The organism is Shewanella sp. MTB7 (assembly GCF_027571385.1).
Taxonomy (GTDB): Bacteria; Pseudomonadota; Gammaproteobacteria; order Enterobacterales; family Shewanellaceae; genus Shewanella.
In genome coordinates, this window is the sequence record NZ_CP085636.1 from 1,158,637 (window position 1) to 1,176,900 (window position 18,264).

Annotated in this window: 13 protein-coding genes and 1 riboswitch; of the genes, 6 read left to right on the top strand and 7 right to left on the bottom strand. The window is 44.5% G+C overall.

Annotation, left to right across the window (positions count from 1 at the left end; all coding sequences use genetic code 11):
• Positions 1-190: 190 nt before the first annotated feature.
• Both HWQ47_RS04715 and HWQ47_RS04720 read right to left on the bottom strand, forming a co-directional pair.
• Entirely contained in the window at positions 191-841 is a 651-nt protein-coding gene (locus tag HWQ47_RS04715) for an ArsR/SmtB family transcription factor (RefSeq protein ID WP_269970029.1), read from the bottom strand.
• Positions 842-977: 136 nt separating this feature from the next.
• Positions 978-1,709 carry an MBL fold metallo-hydrolase gene (locus tag HWQ47_RS04720; RefSeq protein ID WP_269970030.1) on the bottom strand — a complete coding sequence of 244 codons (732 nt, stop codon included), beginning with the start codon at positions 1,707-1,709 and terminating at the stop codon, positions 978-980.
• A 95-nt stretch (positions 1,710-1,804) separates the two neighbouring features.
• Between HWQ47_RS04720 and HWQ47_RS04725 the strand changes: the two genes are divergently transcribed.
• Positions 1,805-3,094 carry an MFS transporter gene (locus tag HWQ47_RS04725; RefSeq protein ID WP_269970031.1) on the top strand — a complete coding sequence of 430 codons (1,290 nt, stop codon included), beginning with the start codon at positions 1,805-1,807 and terminating at the stop codon, positions 3,092-3,094.
• 248 nt (positions 3,095-3,342) lie between these two features.
• Here the strand turns inward: HWQ47_RS04725 and HWQ47_RS04730 are convergent, their stop codons facing one another.
• Positions 3,343-4,986: a PepSY-associated TM helix domain-containing protein gene (locus HWQ47_RS04730; RefSeq protein ID WP_269970032.1), complete on the bottom strand. Its 1,644-nt coding sequence runs from the start codon at positions 4,984-4,986 to the stop codon at positions 3,343-3,345.
• Positions 4,987-4,990: 4 nt separating this feature from the next.
• A complete protein-coding gene (locus HWQ47_RS04735) occupies positions 4,991-5,245 on the bottom strand; it encodes a hypothetical protein (RefSeq protein ID WP_269970033.1) in 255 nt (84 codons plus the stop codon).
• Between the two features lie 757 nt (positions 5,246-6,002).
• Here HWQ47_RS04735 and gfa point away from each other — a divergent pair.
• Positions 6,003-6,602 carry an S-(hydroxymethyl)glutathione synthase gene (gfa, locus tag HWQ47_RS04740; protein WP_269970034.1) on the top strand — a complete coding sequence of 200 codons (600 nt, stop codon included), beginning with the start codon at positions 6,003-6,005 and terminating at the stop codon, positions 6,600-6,602.
• Between the two features lie 112 nt (positions 6,603-6,714).
• Here gfa and HWQ47_RS04745 read toward each other — a convergent pair whose 3' ends face one another.
• Both HWQ47_RS04745 and HWQ47_RS04750 read right to left on the bottom strand, forming a co-directional pair.
• Positions 6,715-6,999 carry a hypothetical protein gene (locus HWQ47_RS04745; protein WP_269970035.1) on the bottom strand — a complete coding sequence of 95 codons (285 nt, stop codon included), beginning with the start codon at positions 6,997-6,999 and terminating at the stop codon, positions 6,715-6,717.
• Between the two features lie 637 nt (positions 7,000-7,636).
• On the bottom strand, positions 7,637-8,521 hold the full coding sequence (locus HWQ47_RS04750) for a LysR family transcriptional regulator (protein WP_269970036.1): 885 nt from the start codon (positions 8,519-8,521) through the stop codon (positions 7,637-7,639).
• A gap of 100 nt (positions 8,522-8,621) precedes the next feature.
• Here HWQ47_RS04750 and HWQ47_RS04755 point away from each other — a divergent pair, with 100 nt between their 5' ends.
• The 3 genes from HWQ47_RS04755 (at position 8,622) to HWQ47_RS04765 (ending at position 12,568) form a co-directional block, all read left to right on the top strand.
• Complete coding sequence (locus HWQ47_RS04755; RefSeq protein ID WP_269970037.1) at positions 8,622-9,689, top strand: HlyD family secretion protein; 1,068 nt, start codon at positions 8,622-8,624, stop codon at positions 9,687-9,689.
• Between the two features lie 41 nt (positions 9,690-9,730).
• Positions 9,731-10,789 carry a DUF2955 domain-containing protein gene (locus tag HWQ47_RS04760; protein WP_269970038.1) on the top strand — a complete coding sequence of 353 codons (1,059 nt, stop codon included), beginning with the start codon at positions 9,731-9,733 and terminating at the stop codon, positions 10,787-10,789.
• Positions 10,790-11,512: 723 nt separating this feature from the next.
• Positions 11,513-12,568, top strand: a complete 1,056-nt coding sequence (locus HWQ47_RS04765; RefSeq protein ID WP_269970039.1) for a transposase — start codon at positions 11,513-11,515, stop codon at positions 12,566-12,568.
• A 330-nt stretch (positions 12,569-12,898) separates the two neighbouring features.
• Here HWQ47_RS04765 and metH read toward each other — a convergent pair whose 3' ends face one another.
• Positions 12,899-16,666, bottom strand: coding sequence for a methionine synthase (gene metH, locus HWQ47_RS04770; protein ID WP_269970040.1), 3,768 nt, complete (start codon positions 16,664-16,666; stop codon positions 12,899-12,901).
• A 495-nt stretch (positions 16,667-17,161) separates the two neighbouring features.
• Between metH and HWQ47_RS04775 the strand changes: the two genes are divergently transcribed.
• On the top strand, positions 17,162-17,857 hold the full coding sequence (locus HWQ47_RS04775; protein WP_269970041.1) for a histidine phosphatase family protein: 696 nt from the start codon (positions 17,162-17,164) through the stop codon (positions 17,855-17,857).
• Between the two features lie 186 nt (positions 17,858-18,043).
• Positions 18,044-18,252: riboswitch (cobalamin riboswitch) on the top strand.
• The last annotated feature ends 12 nt before the right edge of the window (positions 18,253-18,264 follow it).

Consider the following 18,264-nt stretch of genomic DNA (forward strand, 5'->3'; position numbering starts at 1 on the left):
CGCAAGCTCACTGCTAGGGCGACTCACTTGAGTACGGAACGCGCTGCTCACGGAATACCTATGGCTACAGGAACGCTTCGCTAACAGTAAAAGCCAAGCTGAGCATTTGTCATTGCCGTCATCCCGGGCTTGTTCCGGGATCCATTATCTCTTTTTCTCTTCTTCGTGGTGAATAGCTTTTATAAGCGTGTTATTCATAGGGAAAACCAGCCGCTTTCCATTCTGGAAAACCATCTTCTAACCTGAGCGCCTCTATTCCTTTTTCTCGCAATGAATCAATCATTTCATATGAATATAGGCAGTAAGGGCCACGACAGTAAGCGACCACTATCTTATTGGCGGGGAGATCTTGAATTTTTTCGTGGATCTCTTCCGGTTGAACATTAATAGCGCCTCGAATATGACCTTGTAAGAACTCTCTTTTGGGTCGAACATCAAGAATTAATAATTCCTGTTCGTCAAATTTGCTAACTAGCTCTTTGCTGGATATGGTCTGTTTTTCAAGGCTGTTAGGTGTGATCTGCAGCATTAGGCGATCCACTTCTGCTAAGTGAGTTTCGGCGGTTTTACGCAAGCAGCTGATCAAGAGTACGACATCATTACCTGCTATTTTATATAAACGTCTCTTGCCATCTTTCCTCACTAAAACCAGGCCATTTTGTTTTAAAATATGCAGATGCCGAGAGGTATTGGCCACTGTCAGATCAACTAACCGGCTTAATTCATCAACACTGCATTCGGCTTGTGCCAGATAATCAAGCATCTCAACCCGTTGAGGTGAACCTAAACTATGGGCTATAAGAGCGAGTTGCTCAAAAAGTTGTTTTTTAATGATGCTCATAACTCACTCACGACTTAATTCAATTTAGTGATTGAATGTTAAGTAATTACCCTCACAGATACAAATCAATTTTCAAATATGAACACAAAGTCCAATTGTGCAGACAATCTAAATATCGCTGTTATACCGCTTGGTATTATCCGGCGATATTAGCCTTCACGATTTCAGTCATATTTTCAGGGTGAGGCGGTAAAGTTGCGATGATCTCGGCAATAAAATCTGATTTTGATAGTTTGAATATCGGGTTGTTAAGTTTCTCATACCCTATCGTCGACATTGGTTTACCTGAGATCCCTGCACCACATGCACTGCCTGCTTTGGCTCCCGGTAAAACTTCAATGTGGCTATCAAGAATCAATAACTTGTTATGAAGAGTGTCATATAGACGAGCTGCCATTTCGACTTCTTGACCACGTAAATCTGGACGACCAACACTGCCAACAAAAAGCGTATGTTGTGACAGTAAAAACCATGGGTTCGGGCCTCGCGAATGATCTGTCACTAATAGGCATATAGAATCTAATGTGTGTCCCGGAGTGTGCATCACTTTCACTTCAAGATTCCCAGCATTGATGATTTGTTGGTCTTTTAGTCCAACAAAATCAAAATTGGTTTCGGATAACTCATTTAACATGTATTGAGCCCCAGTGCGTTCAGCAAGGATTTTTCCTCCTGAATAATGATCGGCATGGACATGAGTATCTATTACATAATTAATCTCTACACCTTTTTGTCTGGTTTGGCTCATAAACCACTCAATATCATCAAGGTGTACGTCAACTGCAATGGCTTTTCCTCGGCTGACACACCCCATAAAGTAACAGATGGAAGAGGGATCGTTGGGGACTTCTCTTTGGACCATAAACATAATTAGATACCCATATTAACATTCAATTGATTAATTGAATGTTAATATATTGTTTGATATCATGCAAGTGTTTTGTTACTTGTCAGGAGACGTTTATGCCACCGAGTTTAGCCCAAATAGACACCAAGGAGCCTGCCGATATTTCGAGGGATTTAACGATTGAGCATGGCATACAGCGCAATATTAAGCAGTTCAGCCTGCATTTGGTGCAGATATTCTTAGTAGGCTTAACCATTGGTATGACGCGCATCGTCATTCCAGGCTTAGCAGAGTCGGAGTTTGGTTTAGCCAATGACGCGTTTTTTTTGCTTGCTTCATTTGTAGTGGTATTTGGGCTGGTGAAAGCGGTGATGAATTTATTTGCCGGAAAGCTCAGTGAAGCATATGGCCGTAAAAACATACTGTTACTCGGCTGGCTAGTCGCATTGCCAATTCCTTTTATTTTATTATTAGCTCCGAGTTGGAACTGGATTATTTTCACTACCGTTTTATTGGGTTTTAATCAGGGACTCTGCTGGTCCATGGCATTAAATAGTAAATTGGATCTCGCCAAAAGCACCCAAAAAGGTCTAGTGAATGGTGTGAATGAGTTCGCAGGCTATGCCGCTGTGGGCATTGCTGGATTAATTACCGCCTATATTGTGACTTGGTTTGGCGCGCGGGAAGGTTTGTTTTATTTCAGTTTGAGCGTCATTTTATTGGGATTAATTTTGGCCAAATTAACCATTGTTGAAACTTTACCTTGGGCTGAACTGCATTATCGAAAAGCACAGAGCAATGATGAAACCGTGGAAACAAAGTCATTAAGCCAATTATTCAAGTTAGCATCGATGGAAAATAGACCATTATTTGCACTGAATCAGGCTGGCTTGGTTGAGAAGTTTACCGATACCATTGTTTGGATATTCCTGCCCATTTACTTTATTTCTCAGGGAGTATCACTGATTAACTCGGGTGCAATCATTGCTATTTATGGTGTCGTGTGGGGCGCGACTCAATTGATCACCGGCCCTTTGTCAGACAAAATTGGTCGTAAAGCCCTAATTGTCTGGGGAATGTGGTTTTGCGGGCTCGGGATTATCGCTATTCCATTCACACAAAGTATTATTCTGTGGAGTTTCGAAGCTGGGTTTATCGGGATTGGTATGGCGATGCTCTATCCGAATTTAGGTGCATCGGTTGGCGATTTTTCTCCTGCTCAATATCGAGCCAGTTTAATTGGCGTTTATCGTTTTTGGAGAGATTTAGGTTACGCAATTGGCGCACTCGTGATGGGCATGATGGCACAGTGGTCACAGGATCTATTAATGCCATTTTGGCTTGTTGGCACCGCGATGTTTTTATCAGGATTAATCGTCCAGTTGTGGTTACCCAGTAAAAGTTAATAAAGTTTGTTTAGACTTGCTGATTTTATTGCGGGTTTATAATGACGGCACAAATTTCCTGATTTTCTTGTTTTATTATTGTGGTCCAGATTGTCATTAATATACGAACTTAGCAGTAACGACACAAATCAATATCTCGCCATTCCAGTCGATATCAATAACAGTGGCAGTATCAAGGCCGCTTTCGAGCAATACGCCGACTTAATTGCTCCAAGGTGCAATTTCGCTCTTCGATAGAGCGAGATTGCTTATCTTTTTAGCGACAACGGCTCACTATCGGCCAACACGCTGGCAGTGGCTGATTCAGTGTCAGGCTGCTTAAACACATCAAGTTTGCTAATTACCCAAACCCCCAAAGTGATAAACAGAGCCATTGCTATTTCAACACCAACTACAGCTCTGAAACCATCGTGCCATAACTGTATGATCTGCGAACTGAACATTAACCAGTCTGCAAGTAGGGTGAGTATTAGCACCACCACAGTGGCAAAAATCACCTGCGCGATATAGCGCCTTACACTCTCGATTCTATAGGCCAGCAACATGGTCGCGACTAAGCTGATGATAAAGGCGTACACCATTAAATCTGCACGGGCGGATAGAGAGGCAGGTATGATCCGCTCACACAAGAAAGCCACCGCAGTGGCTAAGATTACCCCACCACAACCGCCCACGGATAAGCCTCTTACAAAACGGATACTGCGAGCCGATACATTCTGCTGCAAGCTGCGTTTATCAAGCCACAGCATGTTACCCACCAAGATCATCACACAAATCGCGAGTGATAATATGAAGTAAAGAATGCGGACATCAACCCCTGCAAAATTACCAAAATGTAGGGTGGCAATAATCTCACGTCCCTTACGAAATACGTTGTAGTTATTGATGTCTGTTTTGCTTAGTAGCTCACTGGTTTTGACTCGATAAAAGAACTCATCATTTTGTGAAAAGTAGGCTAAGTTGTTGCCTCTAATTTGGATGATGGCAGCATCATCACCGTAGTTATAAAAAATGACATCGCTGACTGCAAAATCATCTCTTGTTCTCGCTTCTTCAATGATTTGGTAAGCTGGCGTCATATCAAGCGGCTGCTCAATTCTGGCTTCATCAAACAGGGTAAATCCAGCATCATTAAACAGGGCATCTTGGTCACCTTGATAGATAAAAACCACAAAGGCTATTTGGTAGACAATGGCTAAATTAAATACCAAGCCACTTAAGGCATACATTAAGGTAAATGGCAGCGTCATCACCCCAACCACATTATGCAGATCAAGCAGTTTATCTCGGCGATTCCTATCGGTTCGATACTGGAAAAAGTGACGGAACAGTTTTTTGGCATGTATGAAAACACCTGATACCAGCGCGAAGAAGAAGAACAGACTGATAATGCCAACAATATAAGTACCAGCGGGTAAATTCAGGTTGTAGTGCAACTGATACAGAAAATCAGCTAAGAAGAAATCCTCTTTATTGGCTAGGGTTTTACCCGACTTGCTGTCAACCAGCAGCGAAATAACTTCACCATGTTCATCCTCTTTACCCTCTTCGCGAACAAGGTCAAGATACACTTTGTAATAGGGGTCATTGTGTGATGGCATCTGCACCATCATATGCTCTTGGTAGTCAAAGGGATGCTGCGCTAGCTTAGCTTCGACTATCTGCTGCAGTGGCATCGCTTGCTGTTGTATTGCAACTGGAAATTGCGGGGCCAGCGCCCATTGCTTCACTTCTTCATAAAACAGGGTGACCGCACCCGCCCAAAAAATGACAAACAACAGGGGTGATATAATCACCCCTATCCAACTATGTGACTCGGTTAAATTCTTAATCACTTTATTAGGCTGGGGGAAGGGATTGGATGTTTGAGCATTTGCAATTTGAGTCTTCATTTGGTTACTTCGTCAGAAATAGAAAAGTGTTAACCGCAACAGAGATCAGCAGTAACTTAATACAAGCTATGCCACTGGTTTTTGCGCTGTTAAAGCTAAAATAATAAAGCATTGCTCCAACCCAGATAATGAAGCCAGCAATTAATCCGATTAATAGCTTTACATCAATAGCGAGTGGGATTAACAGATACAGACTCAGCATCATGCTGACAGACAGTCCAAGCCCACCGAAAAATGCAGTTATTGATTTAGGCCACATAACTAGCTCATTCCCAATAACATCACGCTTGAAAAAAAGCTAATTCCTAGGACCCCAGTTAGTGTTAGTTTGTGATTAATATGGGACGCGAAAATGACCAACAGTAACCACATCACCATAACGAGCAATACACTATTCAGTACCGCAACCACCAATCCGTAGCGATAGGTAAAGCAATAGGTAGCCAGTAATAGACATACTGAAAACAGTAACCAAGCAGATGTTTTCGTGATGCTTATGTGTGTAAGCTTTTGCTTATTGGAAGATAGGTAGCTAAGCAAGCAAGCTATCCATAAAAGCGATACGCCGAGGAAGACCATTCAACTGACTCGCTATAAATGCAAATGATAATTATTTGTATTTATTATCATGAATGTGTTATCGAATTACAAGTGTGTTGTGATGGTATTTTGTAAATACGTTTGAAGCGGCTGCTTTTCCATAGCCCTGTGTGGTGAACTACAGTTGTTTGATAGTGGTTATATCAGGGCTTTTTCATATTTTAATTGGTAATGTTTAGATGGAATAAGTGCCTAATCAATGTGATTATTGCTGCTCAGTAATAATCTTTTACCTTAAAGCAGTCTTATCATTTCACCGCAGTTGCATATACTTGCATCCTAAACCAAGCCCGTTGACGATAATCATGTTTAATGAGTGACTCACTTAATTAAGCAATCATTAGGGTCTCTAAATTAAAATTTTGAGACTAATAGCTCAACGATTTAAGTTGTTAATTACTCTATTTGTATTGATTATGATTTCTAAAATATTAAATCTTTTTCTGAGAAAAAGTAATACCAAGGTGTTAATTCACCCATCTGTTGATAATAATATTATCCCTGCATTATCAGGCTTTACAGGTGGTGCACTGGTTTGCCACTGTAAAAAAGAGCCTGTTATGGTGAGATTGAGCAGTCAAACTGCACATAACCATGTATGCGGTTGCTCAAAGTGCTGGAAGCCTCAAGGCGCAGTATTCTCTCAAGTTGCTGTTATTGGACGTGATAACGTTAAGATAACCGCAAATGAAGACAAGTTAGTTGTGGTTGATGCAGAAGCTGCCATTAATCGTTATGCCTGTAAAGATTGTGGCGTACACATGTATGGTCGCATCCATAATGAAGCCCATCCATTCTTTGGTTTAGATTTTGTTCATACTGAGCTAAGTAAGCAATCAGGTTGGGCGCCAGCAGAATTTGCTGCATTTGTTTCATCAATTATTGAAACGGGCACTAGTCCTGAAAATATGCCCGCTATCCGTGAACGTTTACTGGAGCTAGGTTTAGAGCCATATGATTGCTTATCACCCGATCTAATGGATGCGATTGCAGCACATCTTGCTAAAAAAGCTTAACTAGCAATCAAAAGTCATTTATAGACTTTCGATTCAAAAAGCCCCAATCACGATAATTCTCATGATTGGGGCTTTTTGTTGAGCTTTCATAAGTCACTGTCTTGTATCAGCTTTAGCTTTCTTGTACTGGCTTGAGGGTATGTTTTCTATAAGACTCTTCAGCTGAAATTAATACAGCAAGTAGACAAGCCGTCACGATTAACGCAAAACAATATGGAATGAATTGTATGTAAACCGCTCCTAGGCTAAGACTACTCATAAAGCCTAAGCTAGCCATTGTTGATCCCAACATTACTGTTATCAGTATTGCTCCGACCGCTCCTAATATGAAAAATAAACGTGAAATAGTGAGCACTAATCCGAGGTTTTCAGTTTCTATTTTTTTAAATGGTTTCATTGGTATTGCTCCTGTTGAATACATCTTCAGCATGAAATATTGCTGAAACTTCATCCCAGTAGAATCATGAATAGCTTGCTGTGTGAGATAAATTATCACTCTTAACTTATTGTTGTAAATAAATTTAAATGCAATAAAGAAAAGGCTGCTGTTGCTGAACGTATTCGTGGTTCTCTGTGGTGGATAGCTTTGTCTTGGTGATTAAAGCTGAGAAGGATGGCACCTTGTGCCTGCGAGGGCGACTCACTTGAGTACGGAACGCGCTGCTCACGGAATAGCCTGCAGCTACAGGAACACTACGCTTACAGTTAAAGCAACACTGAGCATTTGCCATTGCTGTCATCCCGGGCTTAAGCAATGAAGGACGGGCTTCGCCCTGCTAGGACGCTTTGCTTCGAGGTCGTTCGCAAGCTCACTGCTAGGGCAGCTTCGCTGCGATAAGATCATGAGATAGGCTTTGGTTGTTGCTCTTCTCCGTGGCCCTCCGTGTTCTCTGTGGTGAATAGCTTGCAGCATAAGAGAAGAAGCAAAGATTATTCCCATCACTGAGCGCTACGCTTTGGCTGATTTAACTGAGGAAAGAACACTGGGATGGCTATCAACAGTTACTCGTTACTCATGATTAACCTAAAGCCAGTTAAACCGAAAGCTTGATATTCGATTCAGTAAATCTTGAGCGTAATAGCTGTATTAAGGCTCGGGTTTTCTCAGGTAAAAACTCACGTGATGGATAGATTAAGGTCAATTTGATATCCGTAAATCTTTCCTTAGGCAGAACCGCGGCCAATTCACCGGATTCAAATGCACCTTGGAGTAAAGATACGGGTAACAAGGCCACGCCTTTACCTGAGACTGCCATGTGCCGTATTAATCCTAAATCATCAGAGCAGAGCCTGATCTTCAAATCGTCTGGTAGCGCAGTCATGTTGTATCGGCTCACCATAATAGGATGCTCATGGAGGTGAGATAGCTCAGTGATCTGAGTGTGACTATTTAGGTAATCGGCAGAGGCAACTAAGCAGCTGGGAAACCGCAATAAGGTCTGTTGGACATAATCCTCATTGGTCACTTTTACCCCTTTAGGTAAAAGCTGCATATCGATATTTTCACGTCTTAAATCCAGACTCTCCTGACTGTTAACTACATCGAGTAATACATCGGGAAAGCGCTCTAGATAATCTTCCAACAGCGAGGTAAACAGATTGGATGTGATAAGAGCAGCAGGAACGGCGATGCGTAATGTGCCTTGCAATGAGTGATGTTGATTTGTCAGTAAGTTCGCCGCCTGAGAAACGCTACTGAGGGGCTGATTAATTTGCTCATAGAGCAAACGACCATTTTCGGTTAATTCAATTTTGCGTGTTGTGCGTATTAATAGCTGACAACCTAAGGCTTTTTCAAGCTCTTGTAAGCGCCGACTCACCTTAGAACGCTGTAGGGAGTAGTGTTTCGCCGCAGCGCTGATCCCACCATGTCGAACTGTGAGTACAAACAGGTATAGATCATCCATACTTTGCTTCATTGTCCTACCTATAGGTTGTAAAGGTGTTATTTTATATTCTATATAATCTAATCAACTGTTTCTATAATAACGTCCCTTTCAGATCTCCGTGGACCGTTTAATGCAAACCGCTGAACATGCTTTTCGCCGTTGGATGCAAAGTCTCATTCTTCTTTTTATCCTTCTTATTGGCTACATTGTGGTAGCCGATCGTCATGCTCCGCTAACGACTGAGAGCCGAGTACAAGGGTATGTGATTCAGATAGCCCCTGAAATCAGTGGTACGGTCACCGAGGTGTTGATTGACAATAATCAGCAGGTGAAGAAAGGGAATAGCTTTTTTACGATCGATAAGCGCAAATACCAACTGGCAGTCAATAAGGCTAACGTGGCGCTAGAGCAAGCCCACGAGCAAGAAACCGCTTTATATGCCAAAGCTGAAGCGGGTGAAGCTAAGGTGGCGACAAGTCAGGCAGCATACGATAATGCCAGCAGCGAATATCAACGCATTAGGCAACTCGCCGGTAAAAAACTGGTTTCAGCCTCGCAGCTTGATAGCTCACTGGCTAATAACAATGTATCGCTATCTAACCTGCATGCCGTAGAGCAAGAGCTACGAGCACTTCGCGTGCAGTTAGGCACTACACCGGGGCAGAGCAGCATGGTACGCGCCGCTGAAAACAGCTTACAGCAAGCGGAACTCAACCTGTCACACACGCAAATAATCGCACCAAGTGATGGGGTGATCACTAACCTGCAATTAGAAGTCGGCAGCACGGCCAGTGTTAACCAGCCCTTGATGACTTTCATTCCAACAGGTTCACTATGGATAGTGGCCGATTTTCGTGAAAAAGCGGTGGCACTACTAGATGAGGAAACCACGGCATTGGTGGCTTTCGATGCTTTTCCTGGCCAGGTTTATGGCTTGGAAATACAGAGCCGTGATTTTGGTGTGGCGGCAGCGCAGCAAAGCCCAAACGGTAAATTGACCAACATAGAAACGAACAACCGCTGGGTGCGTGATGCGCAGCGAGTGCGGGTTAATTTAGTCAGTGATACTGCGTTACCTCAGCAGCTGTTTATCGGTTCGCGCGCGACAGTTGTGCTCTATCCCAGAGATAATTGGCTATGGGCATGGTTAGGTAAAGCTCAAATTAACTTGGTGAGTTTACTGCACTATATCTATTAGCTATATCTATTAACCTTATCTAACGCCAAGGAATCTCTCTTTTGAATGTAGCGACGTTAAGAAAAACCCAGCGTATATGGTTTGGCTGTGTGGCTGGCTTAGCCGTGACGCTGGTTTTTGGCTGGTGGTACGGGCTCTTTGCCGCATTGTTACCAATGTTCGTACTGACTCAAATTGATCGCTGGAATAGCGGCATTATCATGCAACTGATCATTGCTGTGGCGTGGGTGTGTATTCAAGTAACGCTAATCGTGGGATTTTTACAGCCTTACCCTCTGCTTATGACCTTAGCAGTGGGCTTAATGCTGATGTTTAAATGTGTCGCGATGACCCATAAAAGCACTTATTTGTTCGGTTATATCGGACTCTTAATTGGCTCTATTTTACTTAATTTCGCCAGTTTCAATGGCTTCGATATTGAAGAGTTTGTGATGGGGCTGATTGCATCAACATTGGTCACCGCGCCCATTGTTGCCTTAGCACTTTATCTATTTCCGGAACCCAAAATAAGCTCGCCATCGGCTCTCACAGCAGAACCCGCTGCAACAAAAAGCCGCTCACATGTCGATAATCAGCGCAAAGATCACCTCGGCATGGTGCGTCAGGCATTATTAGGCTGGTTGATTGCAATGGCGGCATTCATTCTGTTTCAAGTTGCAGATTTAAATGACTCGTTGTCAGCGCAAGCATCGATATTTATCGTACTAACGCCGATGACGTTGATTGGATCATTAGCGGTAGCAAAAATCCGCATCATCGGCACATTTCTCGGGTGCTTTGCGGGCATGTTGATCCAACTGACCCTATATACTTGGTCTAATAATGCGTTACTGTTCTTGCTCGCTTACGCAATTGCCGCGTGGATTTTTTGCCGCTGGTTAGCGTTAGGAAATATCAAAGCAGGTATAGGCTTCTCAGCCATGTCAGCGTTAACGGTACCACTGACCACATCGTTTATTCCCGAACAGCAAGATGCATTCTTTTCTATCTGTTATCGCTTCAGCTCCATTGTCGTCGCAGTCATCTGCACCTCGTTAGCGATTTGGATCATCCACCATTTCCTTGTACGAATTATCAAAGCAAAGCCTTTAACCTGCTAGGACGCTTTGCTTCGAGTTACGAGAGAAGGGCGTTGCCCTGCTAGGGCGGCACTTCGTGCCTGCGAGGTCGTTCGCAAGCTCACTGCTAGAAAAAGCTGAGACTAACGTCGCGGGCGACTTACTTGAGTACGGAACGCTGCGCTCACGGTTAACGGAACGCTTCGCTTACAGTAAAAGCCAAGCAGAGCAGAGCATTTGCCATCGCCGTCATCCCGGGCTTGTTCCGGGATCCATTTTTTTGATTTTAAGCAATGCAGGGCGGGCTGCTATAAATTCAAGAGTAAAGGCTTTAGGTAGTTGCACTTCTCCGTGGCCCTCCGAGTTCTCCGTGGTGAATCGCTTTTATCTTGATGTTTGTAGCTGAGAAGGGCGGGCTTCGCCCTGATAGAGGCTGTGTTGCGAGTTACGAGTGAAAAGGTGGAGGGTTAAACTCTGGTTTCTGGCTTGATACTGCGATTAATGACTTTGCTTAAACCCGTTTCAAAGAACCTAATACCATTTATGGCTTCAAACCCAAAGCAACGAACTGATTCAAGCTTACTTTAAGCGTTTAATATGTAAGGTAAAAGTTAAAATAGTGTTCGACATCTTGTATACAGAACGCTATATTTTTTTCCCGAAAACATGTACAAAAAAGACAGGACAGCCATATCTTTTGTCTTTTGAGCTATCTCTTACTAGGCTTTAAGTTATTTTGACTTAGCTTTATATGAGATAGCTTCTATGACTTCAGCTCGCCGGATCTTAATTGATGCAGAAACAACTCCGTTTTATCATTTGATTAATCGTTGTGTGAGAAGGGCTTATCTCTGCGGTGAAGATAAACTGACGGGAAAGAGTTTCGAGCACAGACGTGGTTGGATTGTCGATAAAATCAAAGCGCTTTCTACCATATTTTGTATTGATATATGTGCTTATGCGGTGATGAGCAATCACTATCATTTAGTGCTCAAGATTGACTTGAATGAAGCTAATGCCTTAAGTCATCGAGATGTGATTAGTCGCTGGCAGCAGTTATTCCACGGTAATGAAGTGGCTACTAAATACATGAAAGGTGAAGGGCTTATTGAGGGGGAGCAGATACTACTGGATGGACTTATTGCCGAATGGCAGGAGCGTTTATCTAGTATTAGTTGGTTTATGCGCTGTCTCAATGAGGAGGTTGCACGAAAAGCTAATCGTGAAGATGAGTGTAAAGGTGCTTTCTGGGAGGGACGTTTCAAGTCACAAGCTCTGCTCGATGAACAAGCAGTCCTTGCATGTATGATGTATGTGGATTTAAACCCTATCAGAGCGGGTATTGCCGACTCGCTGCAAACTTCTGATTTCACTTCGATTCAAGAGCGTATTGGCGAGCTAAATATAGAGTTCAGCGTGGTGCGAGCTACTCAAGCAAAATCTATAACAACAGCAGATGATAAAGCAGAATCCATCACTGTAATGCCATTAAAACCCCTTGCTGAATTTGATGGTGCAACTCACCAGACAACACAATCTGGTATTCCGTTTCACTTTTCTGATTACCTACAACTCATTGATTGGACAGGCAGAGCGATTAGGCATGATAAGAAAGGCTTTATTGATTCAAGTCGTCCTAAACTACTTTGTGAACTTGGTATTTCATCTGATGCTTGGTTAACTTCAACTCAAGAGTTCCGTCGTCAATACAGTGGGATTAGCGGTCGTTGGGATGCAATGTGTAAATTTAAAGAGAAACATCAAAACGGGAAATGGTGCAAAGGTAAAGCATCTAGCCAAGCAATTCATCCATCCCCCTAAACTTACTAGAAGCAGAAAAGATAGGCTTGCCATAGCTCTCTACAAAAGATAGGACAGCCATAACTTTAATTGATTCCAAACGCCGCCTAAAGCGACAATAACTCCCCGTTGGAAATCCATTGCTTTTCAGAAGGATTTCGCCGGGGCGTCATGGTACTTTGGTTTACAGAGAGTCAAGGCGGATAGGCAGCTATTTAACATCCATGTTATCGCTGCATTCGGTGAATCCATTCACATCAGACAGCAGTCCTCCTTGCCCAGTGCAGGATGGAATCCTGCGACCTTAATCCAAACGAAGTTTGGAAAAACTACAAAGAGTACCCCCTATGATTACTCTGGATCATAGTCCAAAACTGGTGTAAGCCAACGTTCTGTATCCTCAATACTCATTCCTTTCCTCATCGCATAATCCTCGACCTGATCGCGGCCAATATTGGTCACGCCAAAGTAACGTGATTTAGGATGGGCAAAATACCAGCCTGAAACGGCTGCGGTTGGGTACATGGCGTAGCTTTCAGTGATATTAAGGCCAATAGTCTCATCGGGTTTTAGTAGATCCCACAACAGTCCTTTTTCGGTGTGATCAGGACAGGCCGGGTAACCCGGTGCTGGACGTATGCCTTTATATTTTTCACGGATCAGAGACTCGTTATCGAGTACCTCATCAGACGCATACCCCCAGAACTCTTTACGGACCCGTTCATGCATACGCTCGGCGAAGGCTTCGGCCAATCGGTCGGCGAGGCACTTGAGCATGATGGTGCTGTAGTCATCGTGATCGGCCTCAAAACGTGCCACATGTTCGTCGATGCCATGGCCTGTGGTGACCGCAAAGCCGCCCATGTAATCGGCGACGCCAGAGTCTTTTGGCGCAACAAAATCGGCTAGGCAGAAGTTGTCGTTACCGACACGCTCTATCTGCATGCGCAGGTGATGGAGAGTCATTATCGGCTTGTCGCGGGTCTCATCCGTCCCATCGCAAGAGTAGAGTTCGATGTCGTCATGTCCCACAGTGTTAGCTGGGAACAGGCCGATAACCGCTTTGGCGGTGAGCCATTTTTCATCGATGATCTTCTTCAGCATGGCTTTGCCATCGGCAAACAGCTTAGTGGCCTCTTCACCGACGACTTCATCGGTTAAGATTTGTGGGAAGTGCCCGTGTAGCTCCCAGCTGCGGAAAAACGGTGTCCAATCGATCCGTTCAACTAAGTCTTCTAGCGGGTAGTCATCAAACACCTGACGGCCCAGCACGTTTGGCACAAACGGGGTGTAATTTTCCCAATCGTGCTGACAGCGATTTTCACGCGCCGCTTCAATGGAGGTGATCACTTTGCGTTTTGCCTGTGACAAACGCTTTTCACGCATCACATCATACTCTTGATAGGCGGCATCAATCGTCGCCTGACGCGTCTCGTTGTTAATCAACTTAGACACCATAGGCACGGCGCGTGAGGCGTCGGCAATGTAGATGGCGCCGGTTGGTGCATGGGGCGCTATCTTCACTGCGGTATGGATTTTTGAACAGGTCGCGCCGCCGATAATGGATGGAATGGTCAGGCCTGCTTTATGGAAGGCCTTGACGTTATGCACCATCTCATCGAGACTTGGGGTGATAAGCCCTGACATGCCGATGATGTCGACGTTCTCTGCCACGGCGACTTCGATAATCTTCTCAACCGGCACCATCACGCCTAAATCAATCACTTCATAGCCGTTACAGGCCAGTACCACGCCGACAATGTTCTTGCCGATATCGTGGACATCCCCTTTTACCGTGACCATTAAGATCTTACCGTTCGACTGACCAGGGGTCTTTTCGAGTTCGATATAAGGGTTGAGATACGCCACGGCTTTTTTCATTACGCGGGCAGATTTAACCACCTGTGGCAGGAACATTTTACCGGAGCCAAATAGATCGCCGACCACGTTCATGCCGTCCATCAAGGCACCTTCAATCACATCCAGTGGTCGTGTCGCGGCTGCGCGGGCTTCTTCAGTATCTTGGTCAATAAAGTCGGTAATGCCTTTAACCAAGGCGTGGGACAAGCGTTGACTGACTGGCCAGCTGCGCCACTCTAAATCTTCTTTTTTCACTGTTTGACTGCCGTCACCGCGAAACTTCTCTGCGACCTCTAATAGCAGTTCTGTGTTATTCGTTGGCTCACCGTTTTTATCAACAGCGGTACAGGGCAAGTTCTGCACTATGGCTTCGACTCGCTCCTTTAACTCAGGGTCGATATCATCATAAATCGCCAGCTGTCCGGCGTTGACGATACCCATGTCCATGCCCGCTTGAATCGCGTGGTAGAGGAACACGGCGTGGATCGCTTCTCGTACTGGGTTGTTACCACGGAACGAGAACGACACATTCGATACGCCGCCGGAGATCATGGCGTGGGGCAGGGTGCGTTTAATCTCGGCAGTCGCTTCGATAAAGTCGACGGCGTAGTTGTCGTGCTCTTCGATACCGGTGGCGATGGCAAAAATATTGGGATCGAAAATAATGTCTTCTGGCGGGAAGCCCACTTTGTCGACCAACACGCGATAAGCGCGGGTACAAATTTCAATTTTACGTGCTTTAGTGTCGGCTTGGCCTTGCTCATCGAACGCCATGATAATCGCCGCAGCGCCATAGCGTTTAACGAGTTTGGCTTGCTGGATAAACTTCTCTTCGCCCTCTTTAAGGGAGATGGAGTTAACGATACCTTTGCCTTGAATACACTTAAGTCCCGCTTCGATCACTTCCCATTTCGAGGAGTCGATCATAATCGGTACCCGGGAGATATCAGGCTCTGATGCGATAAGGTTGAGGAATTTATGCATCATCTCTGCGCCATCGAGCATGCCTTCATCCATGTTGATGTCGATGACTTGGGCACCACTCTCAACTTGCTCACGGGCGACACTCAGTGCTTCTTCATAGGCGCCGGTTTTGATTAGCCTAAGGAACTTTGCTGAGCCGGTGACGTTGGTGCGTTCACCCACGTTTAAAAATAGCGAATTCTTATCTATGGTAAGCGGCTCAAGACCTGACAAGCGACAAGCCACCGGAATATCGGGTAGCACACGGGCTTGGTGCTGGATCACGGCTTTGCGGATAGCGCGGATATGCGCTGGCGTGGTACCACAACAGCCACCGATAATATTGAGGAAGCCTTCCTGAGCCCACTCACCAATAATATCGGCCATCTGCTTCGGTGTTTCATCATAGCCACCAAACTCGTTTGGCAGTCCCGCATTGGGATGGGCAGAGACAAAACATTCAGAAATTTTCGACAGCTCTTCGATATATGGGCGAAGTTCTTTTGGACCCAGAGCACAGTTAAGACCGATAGACAGGGGTTTAACGTGGCGCAGCGAGTTGTAAAACGCTTCGGTGGTTTGACCGGTCAGGGTGCGACCTGAGGCGTCGGTGATGGTGCCTGAGATCATGATTGGCAAGCGGCCATCAAGTTGCTCATAGACGGTTTCGATAGCAAATAACGCAGCCTTGGCATTCAAGGTATCGAAGATGGTTTCCACCATGAGAAGATCGGCGCCGCCTTCGATAAGGGCATTAATCGACTCGATATAGGCTTCGACCAGTTCATCGAAGCTAACGTTACGGTAACCTGGGTCATTAACATCTGGGCTGATTGAACAAGTACGGTTGGTCGGGCCGAGTACACCAGCGACATAACAAACTCGGCCAGTTTCAGCTTCGACTTCATCACAGGCAGTGCGTGCTAAACGTGCGCCTTCGAAGTTTATTTCGGCCGACAAGGCTTGCATGTCGTAATCGGCCATGGCGATACGCGTGGCGTTGAAGGTGTTGGTCTCGATAATATCGGCACCAGCAAGCAGGTAGTCTTTATGAATGCGTTTGATGGCGTCAGGCTGTGTGAGCACTAATAGGTCGTTGTTACCTTTGACATCGCTTGGCCAGTCTTTAAAACGCTCGCCGCGAAAGTCTTCCTCTTCAAACTTACGATCTTGGATCATGGTGCCCATGGCACCGTCAAGAATAAGGATCCCTTCGCTCAGTTGCTTGGTCAGCTGGAGTTCGAGCTGTTGACCTTTTAGGTTAAATGCTTTGCTGTTTAGGATGCCAGTGGTCATAAATTCTACCTGTTTTAACGACTTAATTGCTCAGGCTCAAGCATGTGTCTATTATTATAGTTACGTAGTTTCAACTGTTTATCTGATGATTTTAACTATTTTCATCAACACTTGGTTAAAAAAATATTTTGGATGTTTATACGTATAGACGTCCATAGTAAACTAGACGTCCGTGAGTGTCGAGTGCCCTTGTTTATACCTTATAAATAAGCTGAGTTGACCTTAAAGAGTGATATCGTTAAAGGCGATGTGAAGCAAGTACTATGAGTTAGATAAGCGATATTTGATGCGTCACGGTGAATGTCATTGATGACGGTCAGATACTCGCTGGTTAGTGAAAATTGAAGCAATAAGGGGTTAACATGCTAAACAGTGAGACTCAGGATTGGAGCAATGGTAAAACCACAACTTTGTATTTGATGCGTCACGGTGAATGTCATTGATGACGGTCAGATACTCGCTGGTTAGTGAAAATTGAAGCAATAAGGGGTTAACATGATAAACAGTGAGACTCAGGATTGGAGCAATGGTAAAACCACAACTTTGTATTTGATGCGTCACGGTGAATGTGAAGGCGGTCAAATACTGCGAGGTCAAACCGATGTGGCCTTAAGTGACACCGGCAAAGTACAGATGAAGCGTGCTATTGGGCAGCTCAACTCTGACCTCAACTCTGAGCTTAATTCTGATCTTAACTCTGGTCTCGATCTTGAGATCGAGATAGTGTTTGAACAGGTGATCTGTTCACCATTGCGCCGTTGCAGTGAGTTTGCCCTGTCACTTTATCTTGAGAAAGGGATCCCGTTAAAGATGGAGGATGGTCTCAAAGAGATTGATTTTGGCGACTGGGATGGCGAAACCTTAGATAGCTTATATCAAACCAGTGCAGATATGATTGAGATGTATTGGAAGAACCCATGGGCTTTCACTCCACCCAATGGTGAGTCGATGCAAGCATTTGAGGCCAGAGTGAACCAGAGTTGGGATAGTATTTTGAGTCAATATAGTGGCCAAACGCTGTTACTTGTTACCCATGGTGGCGTGATCCGTCATCTGATGTCCAGAGCATTAGGTGTTACTGGCGTTGTGGGATTTTATACTCAGCTTGCACTCGCTTATGCATCGATTGTTAAAATTACTGTTTACACCTCAGCCCAAGGGGAGCATTTCACTAAGCTGCATTGGGACTAGAAATATTTTGTCCTTGGTATTTTTTTAGATAAAAGCTGATAATTCAACTGCTACAGTTTGCCTAGAGTATTAAAAACGGCATAATAGTGCCACTTAGGATCGGTTATTACTCTGCTATCTATATTTGGTCGTACAGAGCAACAGATCCGCAAAGTTAGGTGTTGAGAGCTAGCAAGTGCTGAATAATATAAAGCAGCGTTTTATGGCGAACTCAATCTTAAAAGGGAATTGGGGATCTTTAATGCTAACCATTAAAGGAGAGTAGCCCAAACTGTACCCGCAACTGTGAGTGTTTTAAAGAAGCAGTGAGGACCGAGGTTCTAGGTTCTAAGAGCTAAGTTCTGCGACCTTCTTTAATCATGAGTCAGGATACCTGCCTAATTTTGTCGCTAATGAACTCAAGCGGG

Excerpts from the sequence above, each read along its gene's own strand:
- HWQ47_RS04715 (WP_269970029.1), bottom strand. The coding sequence starts at position 841 with ATGAGCATCATTAAAAAACAACTTTTTGAGCAACTCGCTCTTATAGCC.
- HWQ47_RS04720 (WP_269970030.1), bottom strand. The coding sequence starts at position 1,709 with ATGTTTATGGTCCAAAGAGAAGTCCCCAACGATCCCTCTTCCATCTGT.
- HWQ47_RS04725 (WP_269970031.1), top strand. The coding sequence starts at position 1,805 with ATGCCACCGAGTTTAGCCCAAATAGACACCAAGGAGCCTGCCGATATT.
- HWQ47_RS04730 (WP_269970032.1), bottom strand. The coding sequence starts at position 4,986 with ATGAAGACTCAAATTGCAAATGCTCAAACATCCAATCCCTTCCCCCAG.
- HWQ47_RS04735 (WP_269970033.1), bottom strand. The coding sequence starts at position 5,245 with ATGTGGCCTAAATCAATAACTGCATTTTTCGGTGGGCTTGGACTGTCT.
- gfa (WP_269970034.1), top strand. The coding sequence starts at position 6,003 with ATGATTTCTAAAATATTAAATCTTTTTCTGAGAAAAAGTAATACCAAG.
- HWQ47_RS04745 (WP_269970035.1), bottom strand. The coding sequence starts at position 6,999 with ATGAAACCATTTAAAAAAATAGAAACTGAAAACCTCGGATTAGTGCTC.
- HWQ47_RS04750 (WP_269970036.1), bottom strand. The coding sequence starts at position 8,521 with ATGAAGCAAAGTATGGATGATCTATACCTGTTTGTACTCACAGTTCGA.
- HWQ47_RS04755 (WP_269970037.1), top strand. The coding sequence starts at position 8,622 with ATGCAAACCGCTGAACATGCTTTTCGCCGTTGGATGCAAAGTCTCATT.
- HWQ47_RS04765 (WP_269970039.1), top strand. The coding sequence starts at position 11,513 with ATGACTTCAGCTCGCCGGATCTTAATTGATGCAGAAACAACTCCGTTT.
- metH (WP_269970040.1), bottom strand. The coding sequence starts at position 16,666 with ATGACCACTGGCATCCTAAACAGCAAAGCATTTAACCTAAAAGGTCAA.
- HWQ47_RS04775 (WP_269970041.1), top strand. The coding sequence starts at position 17,162 with ATGATAAACAGTGAGACTCAGGATTGGAGCAATGGTAAAACCACAACT.